Raw genomic sequence first — 16,085 nt, 5'->3', positions numbered from 1 at the left:
AAAGTGGAAGAGGCGTCCCATGAGCAAGGAAGTTCCGGCTCCGATCCCGCGACTCACCGTCATCACGCTCGGCGTCAGCGACATCCGTGCCAGTATCGTCTTCTACGACGCGCTCGGCTTTTCGCGCCGGCTGAAGGCAACCGGCGAGGCGGTCGCGTTCTACGACACGGGCGGTCCGGTGCTCGCGCTGTTTCCCTGGGACCTGCTCGCAGCGGACGCATCCCTGCCAGATGAGCCGAGACCAACGACCTTCCGCGGCACCACGCTCGCCTGGAACTGCCGCACGCGCGAGGAGGTCGATGCGGTGCTGGCTTTCGCCGTCGGCAAGGGAGCAAGACTGCTCAGGCCTGCGTGCGAGACCGATTATGGCGGCTATCGCGGCTATTTCGCCGATCCGGACGGTCATGCCTGGGAGGCCGTGGTGGCGCCCGGCATCGAGGTCGGCGAGGACCGGCGGGTGCATCTGGCGGAGTAGGGCGGCCGACCTGAATAACGGGAATTATCCGGGGTTCCCGGTTGCGCCGGCGAGGCCGCTTGCGCACGATCCCGGCCATGATTCGAGACAAGTCCGCCAGGAAGCCGGCCAAGGGCGTGCCGAAAGAGGATGCTGCGAAGAAGGCAGCGCCTGCCAAGGCCGCCAAGCTTTCCGACGTCAAAGCTCCCGCCGGCAAGAAAGGCATCATCGCGATTGCGCCGCCGAGCTTTCGCCGCGAGCGCGCGCTGATCAAGCGTGGCGTCTGGCCGGTTGCGGGCTGCGACGAGGCCGGCCGCGGACCGCTGGCGGGACCCGTGGTGGCGGCCGCGGTGATTCTCGACCCCGACCGCATTCCGCGCGGCATCGACGATTCCAAGCGCCTGACCGCCGAGGAGTGCGAAAGACTGTTCGACAAGATCTGCGCCACTGCGCAGGTCTCGGTGGTCGTCGCCTCACGCGCGCGAATCGACCGCGACAACATCCTGCGCGCCTCGCTATGGGCGCTGAAGCGCGCTGTGGTGGCGTTACCCGAGGCGCCCCGCCATGTCTTCGTCGACGGCCGCGACCGCCTCGACACGACTTGCGACTGCGAGGCCGTGATCGGCGGCGACGGCATCGTGCTGTCGATCGCGGCGGCCTCGATCGTCGCCAAGGTGACGCGCGACCGGCTGATGTGCGCGCTGGCGCAGGACTGCCCGGGCTACGGTTTCGAGCAGCACAAGGGCTACGCCGTCCCCGAGCACCTCGATGCGCTCGACCGCCTCGGCCCCACCGTCCATCACCGCAGCTTCTTCGCCCCGGTTGCGGCGGCGCGGGCCAAGCACATGCCCTGGACCGTGGAGCCGGTGCGGGATCTGTTCGAGGTCACCGAGGTCGAGGTGCAGGCGGATGCGGGCGTTGAAATTGATGCTTCTGCCGGCCTCTAGGGCAGACGGTCGTTGCCACAAAGCGTGACGCCCCTTATCAAAGTATACGTGAGCGAATAGGGCCGGCTGGACGGGTTGGCTGCATCTTTCGGACGTTGCATGCGGTTTACCTCCCTGGTCATCGAGCTCATTCGCGCCCGGCCGCGGCTGATCGTGTGGATCGCCGTGCTGCTGCAAGCCGCGATGTGGCTGTTCGTGGCCTTGGTGTTTTACCGCAGCCCGCCTGGCTCCCTGGCGACGCTGCTGGCGTTCGGCAGGGAATACCGGGTCGGCACCGATCTCGGCCCGCCCTTGCCGGTCTGGCTCGCCGACATCGCCTATCGCCTCGCCGGCGGCCACATGTTCGGCGTCTATGTCCTTGCCCAACTCTGTGAGATCGCGACCTTCATCGCGCTCTACCATCTCTCCCGCGCCGTGGTCGGTTCGCAGCAGGCGGTGCTCGCCGTACTCCTGACCATGACGGTGCTGGCCTTCTCCTCGCCCGCGCTCGATTTCGGCCCGCTCGTGCTGGCCCGCCCGCTCTGGGCGCTGCTGCTGCTGCACTCCTGGCTGATCATCGGCCAGCGCCGCGGCAATGCCTGGTTCGCCTGGTCGATCGAGGCGGGTCTGCTGCTGCTGACGACGCCTGCGGCGATCTTCCTTCTCGCCCTGCTCGTCATCTTTGCGCTCGCAACCGCCGGCGGCCGCCGCACGCTGCGCGCGCTCGACCCGCTGTTCGCTCTGATCGTCGTCGCCGTGCTGGCGCTGCCCTATGCGGTCTGGCTGATCCGCGCCGAGACGCTGGTGCTGCCGGCCCTGCCGCAGCTTACCGAGCTGAGCACCCGCGCGATCCACGCGGCCTGGCTACTCGGCGGGCTCGTGCTCGGGGCGGCCGCGATCCCGGCGCTGACCTTCCTCAACACCCGCCTGTTCGTCGCCAAGGGCGAGGAGGCGCCGATCATCTACCGGCCGCCGGTCGAGCCGCTCGCGCGCAACTTCGTCTATTTCTTCGCGCTGGCGCCGGCGCTCGGCGCGGTGCTGATCTCAGGCCTGCTCGGGCTCGACTCCGTCGTCGGCGGTGCGGGCGTCGTGCTGGTCATGTCGGGGCTTGCCGTGGTGGTCGCGGCCGGCGACCTCATCGCGATGCGCCGTGCGCGAATGCTGCGCATGGTCTGGGCTGCCGCCGTCGTCGCCCCCGCCGCCGGCGTGGTGCTCGCCGTGCTGTTTCTGCCCTGGACCGGCGCCAATGAGATTACGACCTCGATGCCGGCGCGCGCGATCTCGGATTTCTTCGACGAGAGCTTTGCCCGCCGCACCAACCATCGCCTGCGCGCGGTTGCCGGCGAAACCCAGCTCGCCAGCCTGATCACGCTGCATTCCGGCCGGCCGCATCTCTTCATCGATGCCGACCCGGCGCGTACGCCGTGGATCAATCAGGCCAGATTCGCCGAGACCGGCGGCGTCGTGGTCTGGCGCGCCTCCGACACCGCCGGCACCCCCCCGCCCGAAATTCTCAAGCGCTTCCCCGGCATCGTGCCGGAAGTGCCGCGTGCCTTCGAATGGCTCGTGACCGGCCGGCAGCAGCTGCTGCGCATCGGTTGGGCCATCGTGCGGCCGAAGGGGACGTGAGGCGCTCTCTCCGCCGTCATTGCGAGGAGCCCTTGCGACGAAGCAATCCAGAGTCCCTCTCCGGAAAGATTCTGGATTGCTTCGCTGCGCTCGCAATGACGGGGAGAGAGCGTTCTGCCCCTCACTACCCCGCCAGCACCTTCGCGATCGCCCGCAGGTCCTGCCAGGCCAGGCGTTTGTAGGACGGCGAGCGCAGCAGATAGGCCGGATGGAAGGTCGGCAGCGCGCGGATGGTGCGCTGGCCCGTCTCGTACTCGAACCAGCGCCCGCGGGTGCGCATGATGCCCTCGCGCGTCGCCAGCAGCGTCTGCGTCGAGGGATTGCCGAGCGTCACCAGCACATCCGGGTTCACCAGCTCGATCTGGCGCTGGATGAAGGGCAGGCAGATTTGCGTCTCCTGCGGCGTCGGCGTGCGGTTGCCCGGCGGCCGCCAGGGAATGACGTTGGCAATGTAGGCGGTGGTGCGGTTGAGCCCGATCGCCCCGATCATGAGATCGAGCAGCTTGCCGCTGCGCCCGACGAAGGGCAGTCCCTCGATATCCTCGTCGCGGCCCGGCGCCTCGCCGACGAACATGATGCGCGCCTGCGGATTGCCGTCGGCGAACACCAGCCGCGTCGCCGTGTGCTTGAGCGCGCAGCCCTCGAAATTCTGCATCAGCTCGCGCAGCGCTTCCAGGGTCGGCGCGGTGCGCGCAGCCTCGCGCGCCGAAGCGATGGCGACGTCGGGTGCAGGGGCGGCCTCGCCGCGCATCACCGCGGGCGCGGCGACCGGACGGGGCGCCTCGACTGGCGCCGCGCGCGGGGCCGGCGGTGGCGCATCGATTTCCGCCAGGCGGTCTATCGGTTCCTCCGCCAGCGCGCAGTCGACTCCGGCCTCCAGATAGAAGGCAAGCAGCTCTCGGACGGTGGGTGCGGGTTCGGGGATCATGGGAAAGTCTGACTTTTATAGCATAGCGTTTTCAAGCGAAGTGGACACCGGTTCGCGTGAAGAAAACGCGTCAAAAAATGATCGGGACCTCCCCGGTTCTGGGTACCGGGGCCGGGGAGGCCCGTTTGGACGGCCTTGCATCCCGGCGGAACGCGATTCCGAGGTTGTCCTACCCGGAAAAATCGGAAACAAGAGGGCGCAAACGACCGAGGACCATCTCAAGGGCTGAGATCAGATGAGCACCGAAGAACTTCCCCCGCGCGAATCCATGGAATTCGACGTCGTCATCGTCGGCGCCGGCCCCTCGGGCCTGTCGGCCGCGATCCGGCTGAAGCAGCTCAACGCCTATCTCAACGTCGTCGTGGTGGAGAAGGGCTCCGAGGTCGGCGCACATATTCTCTCGGGCGCGGTGATCGATCCGGCCGGGCTCGACAAGCTCATTCCGGACTGGCGTGAGGATACCGACTGCCCGCTGAAGACGCAGGTGAAGGACGACCGCTTCTACTGGATGACCGGCGGCGGCGCGATCAAGCTGCCGAACTTCATGATGCCGCCGCTGATGGACAACCATCACTGCTATATCGGCTCGCTCGGCAATGTCTGCCGCTGGCTGGCGCGGAAAGCGGAAGCGCTCGGCGTCGAGATCTATCCGGGCTTTGCCGCGGCCGAGGTGCTCTATGACGAGGAGGGCAAGGTCAAGGGCATCGCCACCGGCGACATGGGTATCGGCCGCGACGGCAAGCCGAAGGACTCCTTCACTCGCGGCATGGAATTGCTCGGCAAGTACACGTTGTTCGCCGAAGGCGCCCGCGGCAGCCTGACCAAGCAGCTCATCAACAAGTTCGCGCTCGATGCCAAGAGCGAGCCGCCGAAGTTCGGCATCGGGCTCAAGGAAGTCTGGCAGATCGATCCCGCCAAGCATCAGAAGGGTCTGATCCAGCATTCGTTCGGCTGGCCGCTCGATCTGAAGACCGGCGGCGGCTCGTTCCTCTATCATTACGACGACAACCTCGTCGCCGTCGGCTTCGTCGTGCATCTCAATTACGACGATCCCTATCTGTCGCCGTTCGACGAATTCCAGCGCTTCAAGACCCATCCCTCGATCCGCGGCACCTTCGAGGGTGCCAAGCGGCTCGCCTATGGCGCGCGCGCCATCACCGAGGGCGGCTATCAGTCGGTGCCGAAGCTGAGTTTTCCCGGCGGCGCGCTGATCGGTTGTGCCGCGGGCTTCGTCAACGTGCCGCGCATCAAGGGCGTGCACAATGCGATGGGTACCGGCATGCTGGCTGCCGAGCATGTCGCCGCGGCGCTCGCCGCCGATCGCGCCAATGACGAGCTCGTCGAATACGAGAACGCCTGGCGCTCCTCGTCGGTCGGCAAGGATCTGTTCCTGGTCCGCAACGTCAAGCCGCTGTGGTCGAAGTTCGGCACCGTGCTCGGCGTCGCGCTCGGCGGCTTCGACATGTGGTGCAACACGCTTTTCGGCACCTCGCTGTTCGGCACGCAATCGCATTCCAAGCCCGATCGCGCGACGCTCGATCCGGCCAAAAGCCACGCGCCCAAGAACTATCCGAAGCCGGACGGAAAGATCTCCTTCGACAAGCTGTCCTCGGTGTTCCTCTCCAACACCAATCACGAGGAGGACCAGCCGGTCCATCTCAAGGTCACGGACATGAACCTGCAGAAGACGTCCGAGCACGACGTGTTCGCCGGTCCCTCGAATCGCTATTGCCCGGCCGGCGTCTATGAGTGGGTCGAGGAGGGGGCGAGCCCGCGCTTCCAGATCAACGCCCAGAACTGCGTCCACTGCAAAACCTGTGACGTGAAGGACCCCAACGGTAACATCACCTGGGTTCCGCCGGAGGGCGGCGGCGGTCCGAACTACGAGGCGATGTAAAAACGCGATCAGCCAGAGCGGACGACGTCACAAAGCGTGATCTGGCGCACGTTCGCGTGAGAACCGGGCCGCGGCCACCTGTCGCGGCCACGATAAGGCCATAGTAGCAGCGTCTTGGGGCGGTCTTGACCGGTCAGTAGGCCGATTTGGGGCGTGCGGAGGGGATCGCCCGGTCCGAATCCTTGCGGTGAACCGCCAAAAGCGGCATTGTCCGACCCGACGGTTCCGGGTCCCGATGCCACTGGCCGCGTTCGCATGCGAGACGGCCTTCTGCTGCAAACCCAGGCACTACCAACTCAAGGCGAGCCCTGATGTTCTCAAATCGTTTCAACCGCTGGACTGTTGCCGCCATCGCCCTCATGGGCACAGCGATCGCGACGGTCCCCGGCGCGGTCCTGGCGCAGACGCCGGATCACCCGGCCGATACAGCGGCGCAGTTTCCGACCAGAAACGATCTGAAGTCGCTCACCGGCGCCGGCAGCTATCTTGCCGCCCGCCACGCCAGTGTCGAACGCGACGCGGCTTCGGCGGCAGCGTTCTACCGCTCGGCGCTTCGCACCGATCCCAAGAACAACGAGCTGCTCGACCGCGCCTTCATCTCGTCGGTCGCCGACGGTGACATCGACGAGGCGGTCAAGCTCGCCGAGCGCATCCTCACGATCGACAAGACCAACCGCGTCGCGCGTCTGGTCGTCGGCGTGCATGATCTGAAGTTCAAGAAGTACGCGACCGCGCAGAGCAACATCAACCAGTCGATCCGCGGCCCGATCACCGATCTCGTCGCCACGCTGCTGTCGGGCTGGGCCGCTTATGGCGCCGGCGATGCCAAGGGCGGCGTTGCCACCATCGACAAGCTCGCGGGTCCCGAATGGTATCCGCTGTTCAAGGACCTGCATGCCGGCATGATCCTGGAGCTCTCCGGCAAGGAGAAGGATGCCGGCACCCGCTTCGAGCGCGCCTACAAGCTCGACGATTCCATGCTGCGCGTCACCGAGGCCTATGCGCGCTGGCTGTCGCGCAACAAGGATTCGGCTGCGGCGACCAATGTCTACCAGGCCTTCGACAAGAAGCTCGCCCGCCATCCGCTCATCGTGGAAGGTTTGCGCGACACCAAGGCCGGCAAGAAGCTGCCGCCGCTGGCCGATTCCGCGCAGGCCGGCGCCGCCGAAGCGCTCTACGGCATCGGCGCCACGCTGACCCGTCGCGGCGGCGAGGATCTGGCGCTGGTCTACCTCCAGCTCGCGCTCTACCTGCAGCCCAGCCATCCGCTGGCGCTGCTCTCGCTTGCCGATCTTTATGAGTCGGTGAAGCGGCCGCAGATGGCGATCAAGGTCTATGAGCGCGTGCCCGCGACCTCGCCGCTGAAGCGCAACGCGCAGATCCAGCTTGCCATCGACCTCGATTCGGCCGACCGCACCGACGAGGCGATCAAGATCCTCAAGGGCGTCACGACGGAGGATGCCAAGGATATCGAAGCCATCATGGCGCTCGGCAATATCGAGCGCGGCCGCAAGAAGTTCGGCGACTGCGGCGCGACCTATTCGCAGGGCATCGAGGTGCTGACGCCCGGCAACGAGAAGGCCAACAGCGTCTGGTACTATTATCGCGGCATCTGCGAGGAGCGCTCCAAGCAGTGGGCCAAGGCCGAAGCCGATATGAAGAAGGCGCTCGAGCTGCAGCCCGACCAGCCACATGTCCTCAACTATCTCGGCTATTCCTGGATCGACCAGGGCGTGAACCTCGACGAGGGCATGAAGATGATCAAGCGCGCCGTCGAGCAGCGTCCCGACGACGGCTACATCGTCGATTCCCTCGGCTGGGCCTATTACCGCATCGGCAACTACGAAGAGGCGGTGAAGAACCTCGAGCGCGCGATCGACCTCAAGCCCGAGGATCCCACCATCAACGATCACCTTGGCGACGCCTATTGGCGCGTCGGCCGCACCCTGGAAGCCAAATTCCAGTGGTCGCACGCGCGCGATCTCAAGCCCGAACCGGATGAGCTTCCGAAGATCGAGGCCAAGATCGCCAACGGTCTGACCGACGACAATTCCAACTCTTCCGCGGCGCAGGCCGAGAAGAAGAAGGACGACGGCAAGGGCGGCTGATCTACGCGCATGATCCGGAAAAGTGTGTAGCGGTTTTCCGATCAGATCATGCGCAAACACGTGAGTCATTTGGGGGCTGATCGCCGATGTCGGCGCTGATTGAAGAAGGGCGGGCGAAGGTCAATTTGAGCCTTCGCGTCGTTGGCCGTCGTGCGGACGGCTATCATGATCTCGAAAGTGTGGTCGCGTTCGCCGATTGCGCCGACCGGCTCACGCTGGAGCCGGGCGGCGAGCTGAAGCTCACGACCACCGGGCCGCTGGCTGCAGCCTGCGGCGAGACATCGGACAATCTCGTGTTCAAGGCGGCCAAGCTTCTGGCCGAGGCCGTGCCGGGCCTGAAGCTCGGCGCCTTCGCGCTCGACAAGGTGCTTCCTGTGGCCGCCGGCATCGGCGGCGGCTCGGCCGATGCCGCGGCGGCGCTACGTCTCCTGGCGCGCCTCAACAATCTGTCGCTCGACGATCCCCGTTTGCAGAAGGTTGCGCTCGCGACCGGCGCCGACGTGCCGGTGTGCCTGCTCTCGCGCGCCTGCGACATGACCGGCGTCGGCGAGCAGCTGCTGCCGCTGGCGTTGCCGAGCATGCCCTGCGTGATGGTCAATCCGCGCGTGCCTGTTGCCACCAAGGACGTGTTCCAGGCGCTTGGCCTGCGCAACGGTGAGCTTCTGGTTGGCGCCACCTCGGTTCTCGAAGCGCCGGCCTGGCCGGAGGAGGGCGGCTCCATTTCCGACTGGGTCGAGGTTCTCGAAACCGTCGCCAACGATCTCGAGGCGCCCGCGCTGCGGATCGAGCCGGTGATCGGTGAGGTGCTGGAGTCCTTGCGCGATTCCGCCGGCGTCAAGCTCGCCCGCATGTCCGGCTCCGGCGCGACGTGCTTTGCGATCTATGGTGCGCCCACCGACGCACATGCCGCCGCCGAAAAGATCCGGCGCGATCACCCCGGCTGGTGGGTGCATGCGGGGACGTTGAGCTAGGTCTTTCCTCGACGAGGCTGCTGTAGGGTGAGCAAAGGCGCGAAGCGCCGTGCCCACCATCTTTCAGATAGGCGACAGAAGCGTGGGCACGCTTCGCTTTGCCCACCCTACGGCAGCGGCGCTAGAGGCTTTCTTCGCCGATCCCCAAAAACTGCCGGATCGCACCCAGCACCTCCTGCGGCTTGTCGTGCTGCAGCCAGTGTCCTGCCCCGGCGATGGTCTCCACACGCGCCTGCGGGAAATACCGCTCCAGGCCTGCGGCCCTGGCGCCCGCGAGGAAGCTCTCCCCTGCATTGAGCAGCAGCGTCGGGCAGGCAATGCGCGACCACAATGCGACGTGATCGTCCGGCCACAGCCGGTGCGGTGCACTGGCGCGCTGATAAGGATCGAACTTCCAGCTAAAGGTGCCGTCCTCGTTCTGCCGCGCGCCGTGCGTGGCGAGGTGCAGCGCAAGCTCGCGGGACAGCCGCCTGTTGTGCAACACCATCTGCGCGGCGGCGTCCGCGAGGGTCGCATAGCGGCGCGGCGTGCGGTCGTGCAGTTTGTCGAGCTGGCCGACCCATTTGCCGATGCGCTCGTGCACCGGCGGCTTGGGCGCGTCCGGCAGCATGGTCACGCCGTCGAGGACCACCAGTTTCGCGACCTGCTCCGGGAAAGACCCGGAAAAGATCAGGCTCACCATGCCGCCCATCGAGTGACCGATGAGGGTGATCTGGGACGCAGCGATGGTGCGGACCAGCTGGACGAGATCGTAGACGTATTCGGTCAGCGCGTAGCTGCCGCCCTGCGTCCAGTCGGAATCGCCGTGGCCGCGCAGATCGGGCGCGATCACGTGATAATGCGGTTGCAGCGAGCGCGCGACGACGTCCCAGCTGCGGCAATGATCGCGTCCGCCATGGACCAGGATGAGGGGCGGAGCGCTCTCGTTGCCCCAGTCGGCGTAGTGCAGCCGCAGGCCGTGAGATTCATAGAAGCGGTCGTGCGGGGCGCTAGCCATTTGCCGGCCGCCGTGCCAGCGCGAGCGAGAGGCCGAGGCCCGCGATGAAGACGCCGGAGCCCTGCGTGAGGCGCCGCATCAGACGCGGCCTTCCGATCAGCTGCGTGCGCGTCGCGGAGGCTATCAGCACCACGACGATATCGGCGAGCGTGTTCAGCGTCACCGAGATCGCACCCAGCACGATGAATTGCAGCATCGGGTTCGGTCCCGCGGTATCGAGGAATTGCGGAATGAAGGCGAGGAAGAATGCCGCGGTCTTCGGGTTCAGCGCCTCGACCAGCACGCCGTCGCGAAATGCGCGCTTGTCGCCGGGGGCTTCGCTCTCGAGCGAGATCGTCCGGCCGGCGCTGCGAAACGTCTTGATGCCGAGCCAGACCAGATAGAGCGCGCCAACAAACTTCACCGCGGTGAACAGTTCCGCGCTGGCGAGGATGATCGCGGAGATACCGAGGCTGCCGGCCACGACATGGACCATCCCGCCCAGCGCCGTGCCCGCCGTCGAGGCAAAGCCGCTCGCGCGGCCCTCGGACAGGGTTCGTGCCGCGACGTAGAAAATGCCGGGGCCGGGAATTGCCGCAATGAGGAATGCTGCGGCGAGGAACAGCCAGAAATTGGTTTCGCTCATCCTGTTTTCGTAACGCAGGCTGCCGCGATTGCAAGGCCTCTCGTTCAGCCCATCCGGCGGAAGATCGCGCTGGCATTCACCCCGCCGAAGCCGAACCCGTTGGAGATGGCGTATTGCATCGGCATTGGCCGCGCGCGGCCCGAGACGATGTCGATGCCGTCGGCGTTCGCATCGGGGTTTTCGAGATTGAGCGTCGGCGGCGCAATCTGGTCGCGCAAGGCGAGCACGGTGAAGATGGCTTCCAGGCCGCCGGCGGCGCCGAGCAGATGGCCGGTCGCGGATTTCGTCGCGCTCACGGCGATGCCGCGGTTGCGGCCGAACAGCGTGGCGATCGCGCCAAGCTCGCTCTCGTCGCCGGCCGGCGTCGACGTCGCATGTGCGTTCAGGTGCTGCAGATCTGCAGGCACGAGGTTCGCCTGCCGGAGCGCGATCTCCATGGCGCGGCGGGCGCCGTCGCCATCGGGCGGGCCCGACGTCATGTGGTAGGCGTCCGCCGTCGTGCCGTAGCCGACGACCTCCGCGATCGGCGTCGCGCCGCGGGCAAGCGCATGCTCGAGATCCTCGATCACCAGGATGCCGGCGCCTTCGCCCATGACAAAGCCATCGCGGTCGCGATCGAACGGGCGCGAGGCGCGTGCGGGTTCGTCGTTGAAGCCGCTCGACAGCGCGCGCGCCGCGGCAAAGCCGCCGAGGCTGACGATGTCGATGCAGGCCTCCGCGCCGCCGCAGATCGCGACGTCGGCTTCGCCCGCGCGGATCATGCGCGCGGCATCGCCGATCGCCTGTACGCCCGCGGCACAGGCCGTGACCGGTGTGCCCAGCGCGCCCTTGTAGCCGTACTTGATCGAGACGTGGCCGGCGGCGAGATTGGCGAGGAACGAGGGGATCGTGAATGGCGAGAGCCGGCGCGCGCCGCGCTGCTCGGTGATGCGCACCGCCTCCGCCATCGCCGGAAAGCCGCCGACGCCGGAGGCGATGATCGTCGCTGTGCGTTCCAGCGAGCCTGCATCCTGCGGCGTCCATTTGGCCTGCGCGACTGCTTCTGCGGTGGCGAGCAGCGCGAACAGGATGAAGCGGTCCATCTTGCGCTGGTCCTTTGGCGCGGCAGCCTGCGCCGGATCGAAGCCGGCTTCGGCATCATCGGCCTTGTCGGGCACCAGCCCGGCAATGCGCGCCGGCAGCGCCTGCGACCATTCCGGCAGGTCGCGCAGCCCGCTCTGGCCGGCGAGGAGCCGGCGCCAGGACAGTTCGACACCGCAGCCGAGCGGCGACACCGCGCCCATTCCCGTCACGACGATACGACGCATGTCAGTCTCCCACCGGGGCGATGGCCGGGTTCATGGCCTTGAGTGAAGCGAGCCGCTTGCGCATCAAGCGGCTGGCGCCCGGGCCTGCGATGACCACGGCATTGGCGAGTGTGATCGGCTGCATGTCGGTGGCATCGACCACGACGGGATCGAGCGGGCGGACATCTTCACGGCTCGCCAGCAGGATGGCTTCGCCTTTGGGGGCGAGATGCTTGTTGCCCCAGGCGAGCAGCGCCGCGACCACGGGGAAGAAATCCCGGGCCTTGTCGGTCAGCACATATTCGTAGCGCGGTGGCCGCTCCTGATAGCGGCGGCGGACGAACATGCCGCTGTCAGTGAGATGGGCAAGCCGCCGCGACAGGATGTTCGGTGCAATGCCGAGGTTTTTCGAAAACTCGTCGAACCTCGTCGCGCCCTGGAACGCATCCCGCAGGATGAGGATGCTCCACCACTCGCCGACCGTCTCCATGGCGCGGCCGACCGGGCATTCGAGGATGGAAGGAGATTTGGGCTGCATGGCGGGAAGGTAGGGTAGTTACTTGCAAAATGCAAGTTACTAGGCGGGCAAGTGCGAAGGCGGGTGGCGAGGCGGTCCAAATGGGGAAATGGATCTGTGATATGAAGTGCGAGTTGGCGAACGATGGCCTCGCGCCAGACTCCGTCATTGCGAGCGCAGCGAAGCAATCCAGCGTCTTTCCGCGGAGGGATTCTGGATTGCTTCGCTGCGCTCGCAACGACGATGGTGAAGCAGCGAGTACCTATCTATCACCGTCACCCTGAGGCGCTCGCGCGGCGACGCGAGAGCGGCGCTTGTCGAGCCTCGAAGGGCGACGGCCCGGCTGCATCCCGGCCGCACATCCTTCGAGGCTCGCTACGCGAGCGCCTCAGGATGACGGGCTGATAGTGGTGCGGAAGCGATGGAAGCGCTTCGCCTAATGCGACCGCGCCAGGCAGAACGCCACGACCTGCTCCAGCGCGCTCTTCATCGGCGAGGACGGGAACAGGGCCAGTGCGTCGACGGCCATGGCGCCGTAATGCTGGGCGCGGCTCAGCGTATCCTCGAGCGCGCGGTGCTTGTTCATCAGACCGATGGCGTGATCGAGATCGCTGTCGCCGATCTCGCCGCGCTCGAGCGCCCGGATCCAGAAGGCGCGCTCGGTGTCGTTGCCGCGGCGGAAGGCGAGCACGACGGGCAGGGTGATCTTGCCTTCGCGGAAATCGTCGCCGGTGTTCTTGCCGAGCTTTGCGCTCTTGCCGCCATAGTCGAGCACGTCGTCGACGAGCTGGAAGGCGATGCCGAGATTCATGCCGACCGAGCGGCAGGCGGTCTGCTCCGCCTTCGGGCGGTTGGCGATGACAGGTCCGACCTCGCAGGCCGCGGCGAACAGTTCCGCGGTCTTGCCGCGGATCACGGCGAGATATTCGTCCTCGGTGGTCGCAGTGTTCTTGGCGGCGGCAAGCTGCATCACCTCGCCCTCGGCGATGGTGGCGGCGGCCGCGGAGAGGATGTCGAGCGCGCGCAGCGAGCCGACCTCGACCATCATGCGGAAGGCCTGGCCGAGCAGGAAGTCGCCGACCAGCACGCTGGCCTCGTTGCCCCAGAGCATGCGCGCCGACAGCTTGCCGCGGCGCATCTCGCTCTCGTCGACGACGTCGTCGTGGAGCAGGGTCGCGGTGTGCATGAACTCGACGGAGGCAGCTAACTTGATGTGGCCGTCGCCAGTGTAACCGGCGAGGTTGGCCATGGCCAACGTCAGCATGGGACGCAGGCGCTTGCCGCCGGAGGAGATCAGATGGTTGGCCACCTCCGGGATCATGGTGACGTCCGACCCGGTCCGCGACAGGATCGTGGCGTTGACGCGCTCCATATCAGGGGCGACAAGGGCAACCAGCTCTTCGATCGACGCGCCGGGAGTTTCGAAAGGTACGATGACGGCCACGCCGGTCTCCAATATTTGCCCCGGAGGGGCTATTCTGATGGAAATACAATAGAAACTGGCGGCGGATGCGGCAAGGCCTGCGGAACCATTGACATTTGCCGCTTTAGCCCCCTTCAGGCAGGAGACCTCAGTTTTGCGTGAACTGGTTCGGACCAACGATATGGTGCTGGTGTCGGCGATCGGCGCGCTGCTCGACGGCGCCAATATCCATCATCTGGTGCTGGACCAGAACATGAGCATCATCGAGGGCTCGCTCGGCATTCTGCCGCGGCGGATCCTGGTCCATGAGGACGACGCCCTCGAGGCCCGGCAGATCCTGACCGACGCCGGCCTCAGCCACGAACTGCGCGGCGATGATTGAGGCCGCAGCAGATATCACCGAGGACGCCTTTCTCGGTGGACAGTTGCTCCTGAAGCAGAAGCGGTCCGGCCATCGCGCCGGACACGACGCGATCCTGCTGGCGGCGGCGACGCAGGCCCAGGCAGGGGGCCGCGTGGTCGATCTTGGCGCCGGTATCGGCACGGCGGGGCTCGCGCTCGCCCGCCGCGTCGCAGGCATCAGACTGAGCATGGTCGAGATCGATCCGGAACTGGCGGAGCTGGCACGCGCCAATGCGGAGGCGAATGCGATCGCCGCCGAGGCGATCGTGCTCGACGTCACCGCCGACGCGCAGGCGTTCGCGGCACATGGGCTGGTGCCCGACAGCGTCGACGTGGTGCTGGCGAATCCGCCCTTCAACGATCCGGCGCGGCATCGTGGATCGCCGGATCAGTCGCGCCACACCGCGCATGTCGCGACCGGGGAGACGCTGCATGCGTGGGTGCATGCAGCGCGGCGTATCCTCCGATCGAACGGCGTGCTGACTCTGATCTGGCGCGCAGATGGAATCGCCGAGGTTTTGGCAGCGCTGTCACGCGGCTTCGGCAGCCTTGTGGTCCTGCCGGTTCATGGCGAAGCGGGAAGGCCTGCGATCCGCGTGCTGGTGCGCGCGGTCAAAGGCGGCCGGGCTCCGACACGATTGCTGCCGGGCCTCATGCTTAACGAAGAGTCAATCGTGCCTAAAAAAGAGGTGAGGGATATTCTGGAAGGGAGGGCGGTGTTGCCGCTGGCGGAGCCGTGACGGCTTACTGCGGAAGCGATTCCGTCTGCTGTTCTTGCGGGGACGTAAAGCGAATCGCCGTGAAAAGCACACCGATCAGCAGCAGCAGCAGATAGATCTTCATGGCGTTTCCTCCGCTGCCTATTGCAGCTTCCCAACGGGAATTCTGCAAAACACGTTCCAGGCACTTTCAATGACACTCGCGTGATAAGAAATGGTTAAACAGAGGTAACGGCATGGCCGAACAATTGAACGATCGTGGGAGTTCCGGCCTGGCCGACAAGCTCATGCAATACCTGCCGGCGCGCTTTCGCCCCGGCACGGCGGTCGTGCCGGTGGTGCGACTGTCGGGTGTGATCGGTGCGGTGACGCCGCTGCGGCCGGGCATGACGCTCGCGGGCGTCGCGCGGATACTGGAGCGGGCGTTTTCGTATCGGAATGCCAAGGCGGTGGCGCTGGTGATCAACTCGCCCGGCGGCTCGCCGGTGCAGTCGCGCCAGATATTCTTGCGCATCAAGCAGCTCGCGGCCGAGAAGAAGCTGCCGGTGCTTGTCTTCGTCGAGGACGTCGCGGCGTCCGGCGGTTACATGATCGCCTGCGCGGGCGACGAGATCTTCTGCGATCCGTCCTCGATCCTCGGCTCGATCGGCGTGGTCGGCGGCAGCTTCGGCTTCCAGGACGCGATCAGGCGGCTCGGCATCGAGCGGCGCCTCTACACCGCCGGCGCGCACAAGGCGATGCTTGATCCGTTCCTCCCTGAGAACCCCGACGACGTCGCCAAGCTGAAGGCGATCCAGCGCGAGATCCACCAGATCTTCATTGCGCTGGTGAAGGAGAGCCGCGGCGCGCGGCTGAACGGCGCCGACGACACCCTGTTCACGGGTGAATACTGGGCCGGCGAGAGCTCGATCGCGCTTGGCCTCGCCGACGGCATCGGCGATCTCCGCTCAACTCTTCGTGCCCGCTACGGCGAGAAGGTTCTCACCCCCGTGATCGCGCAGCCGACAGGACTTTTGTCCGGCCTTCTCGGGCGGAAATCGCCCGGTGCAGGCCAGCTTTTGGCCCTGGAATCAATGGCCGGCTTGCCGGACGATCTGATCTCGGCGGTCGAGACGCGGGCGATTTGGGCGAAATTCGGGTTCTAGGCGGCGTCCTCCCGCGCCATTTGGTCCGGCGCGAGCCAATTGCGGCGTAGCCCCGACT

15 protein-coding genes are annotated in these 16,085 nt (G+C 66.3%); 9 read left to right on the top strand and 6 right to left on the bottom strand.

Annotation, left to right across the window (positions count from 1 at the left end; genetic code table 11):
- Window positions 1-19: 19 nt before the first annotated feature.
- The 3 genes from N2603_RS33900 to N2603_RS33890 all read left to right on the top strand — a co-directional run bounded on the left by N2603_RS33900 (window position 20) and on the right by N2603_RS33890 (window position 3,009).
- Window positions 20-475 carry a VOC family protein gene (locus N2603_RS33900; RefSeq protein ID WP_260385548.1) on the top strand — a complete coding sequence of 152 codons (456 nt, stop codon included), beginning with the start codon at window positions 20-22 and terminating at the stop codon, window positions 473-475.
- A gap of 77 nt (window positions 476-552) precedes the next feature.
- Window positions 553-1,401, top strand: coding sequence for a ribonuclease HII (locus tag N2603_RS33895; RefSeq protein ID WP_260385547.1), 849 nt, complete (start codon window positions 553-555; stop codon window positions 1,399-1,401).
- A 99-nt stretch (window positions 1,402-1,500) separates the two neighbouring features.
- A complete protein-coding gene (locus N2603_RS33890) occupies window positions 1,501-3,009 on the top strand; it encodes a glycosyltransferase family 39 protein (RefSeq protein ID WP_260385546.1) in 1,509 nt (502 codons plus the stop codon).
- A gap of 124 nt (window positions 3,010-3,133) precedes the next feature.
- Here the strand turns inward: N2603_RS33890 and N2603_RS33885 are convergent, their stop codons facing one another.
- The gene (locus N2603_RS33885) at window positions 3,134-3,937 is read right to left on the bottom strand and encodes a uracil-DNA glycosylase (RefSeq protein WP_260385545.1); all 804 of its coding nucleotides are present in this window, start codon (window positions 3,935-3,937) and stop codon (window positions 3,134-3,136) included.
- Between the two features lie 235 nt (window positions 3,938-4,172).
- Between N2603_RS33885 and N2603_RS33880 the strand changes: the two genes are divergently transcribed.
- From N2603_RS33880 to N2603_RS33870, 3 genes are all read left to right on the top strand, one after another.
- Complete coding sequence (locus N2603_RS33880; RefSeq protein ID WP_260385544.1) at window positions 4,173-5,834, top strand: electron transfer flavoprotein-ubiquinone oxidoreductase; 1,662 nt, start codon at window positions 4,173-4,175, stop codon at window positions 5,832-5,834.
- Between the two features lie 311 nt (window positions 5,835-6,145).
- Window positions 6,146-7,942: a tetratricopeptide repeat protein gene (locus tag N2603_RS33875; RefSeq protein WP_260385543.1), complete on the top strand. Its 1,797-nt coding sequence runs from the start codon at window positions 6,146-6,148 to the stop codon at window positions 7,940-7,942.
- Window positions 7,943-8,028: 86 nt separating this feature from the next.
- Entirely contained in the window at window positions 8,029-8,913 is an 885-nt protein-coding gene (locus N2603_RS33870) for a 4-(cytidine 5'-diphospho)-2-C-methyl-D-erythritol kinase (RefSeq protein ID WP_260385542.1), read from the top strand.
- 121 nt (window positions 8,914-9,034) lie between these two features.
- On the opposite strand, the gene N2603_RS33865 is transcribed toward N2603_RS33870, so the two are convergent.
- The 5 genes from N2603_RS33865 to N2603_RS33845 form a co-directional block, all read right to left on the bottom strand.
- Window positions 9,035-9,910: an alpha/beta fold hydrolase gene (locus N2603_RS33865; protein WP_260385541.1), complete on the bottom strand. Its 876-nt coding sequence runs from the start codon at window positions 9,908-9,910 to the stop codon at window positions 9,035-9,037.
- Window positions 9,903-10,535 (bottom strand): LysE family translocator, encoded by a 633-nt coding sequence (locus tag N2603_RS33860; protein ID WP_260385540.1) that lies wholly within the window; start codon window positions 10,533-10,535, stop codon window positions 9,903-9,905. Before N2603_RS33860 ends, N2603_RS33865 begins: the two co-directional genes overlap by 8 nt.
- A 44-nt stretch (window positions 10,536-10,579) precedes the next feature.
- The gene (gene fabF, locus N2603_RS33855; RefSeq protein ID WP_260385539.1) at window positions 10,580-11,842 is read right to left on the bottom strand and encodes a beta-ketoacyl-ACP synthase II; all 1,263 of its coding nucleotides are present in this window, start codon (window positions 11,840-11,842) and stop codon (window positions 10,580-10,582) included.
- Between the two features lies 1 nt (window position 11,843).
- Window positions 11,844-12,359: a winged helix-turn-helix transcriptional regulator gene (locus tag N2603_RS33850; RefSeq protein WP_260385538.1), complete on the bottom strand. Its 516-nt coding sequence runs from the start codon at window positions 12,357-12,359 to the stop codon at window positions 11,844-11,846.
- Between the two features lie 415 nt (window positions 12,360-12,774).
- Window positions 12,775-13,782 (bottom strand): polyprenyl synthetase family protein, encoded by a 1,008-nt coding sequence (locus N2603_RS33845; protein ID WP_026202916.1) that lies wholly within the window; start codon window positions 13,780-13,782, stop codon window positions 12,775-12,777.
- 133 nt (window positions 13,783-13,915) lie between these two features.
- Between N2603_RS33845 and N2603_RS33840 the strand changes: the two genes are divergently transcribed.
- From N2603_RS33840 to N2603_RS33830, 3 genes are all read left to right on the top strand, one after another.
- The gene (locus N2603_RS33840; protein WP_018648792.1) at window positions 13,916-14,143 is read left to right on the top strand and encodes a putative signal transducing protein; all 228 of its coding nucleotides are present in this window, start codon (window positions 13,916-13,918) and stop codon (window positions 14,141-14,143) included.
- Window positions 14,136-14,903 (top strand): tRNA1(Val) (adenine(37)-N6)-methyltransferase, encoded by a 768-nt coding sequence (locus tag N2603_RS33835; RefSeq protein WP_260385537.1) that lies wholly within the window; start codon window positions 14,136-14,138, stop codon window positions 14,901-14,903. Before N2603_RS33840 ends, N2603_RS33835 begins: the two co-directional genes overlap by 8 nt.
- Window positions 14,904-15,118: 215 nt before the next feature.
- On the top strand, window positions 15,119-16,027 hold the full coding sequence (locus N2603_RS33830) for a S49 family peptidase (protein WP_018648789.1): 909 nt from the start codon (window positions 15,119-15,121) through the stop codon (window positions 16,025-16,027).
- Window positions 16,028-16,085: the final 58 nt, after the last annotated feature.

This window comes from Bradyrhizobium huanghuaihaiense (genome assembly GCF_025200885.1).
GTDB lineage: Bacteria > Pseudomonadota > Alphaproteobacteria > Rhizobiales > Xanthobacteraceae > Bradyrhizobium > Bradyrhizobium huanghuaihaiense.
This window is presented reverse-complemented; position numbering and strand designations above follow the sequence as displayed.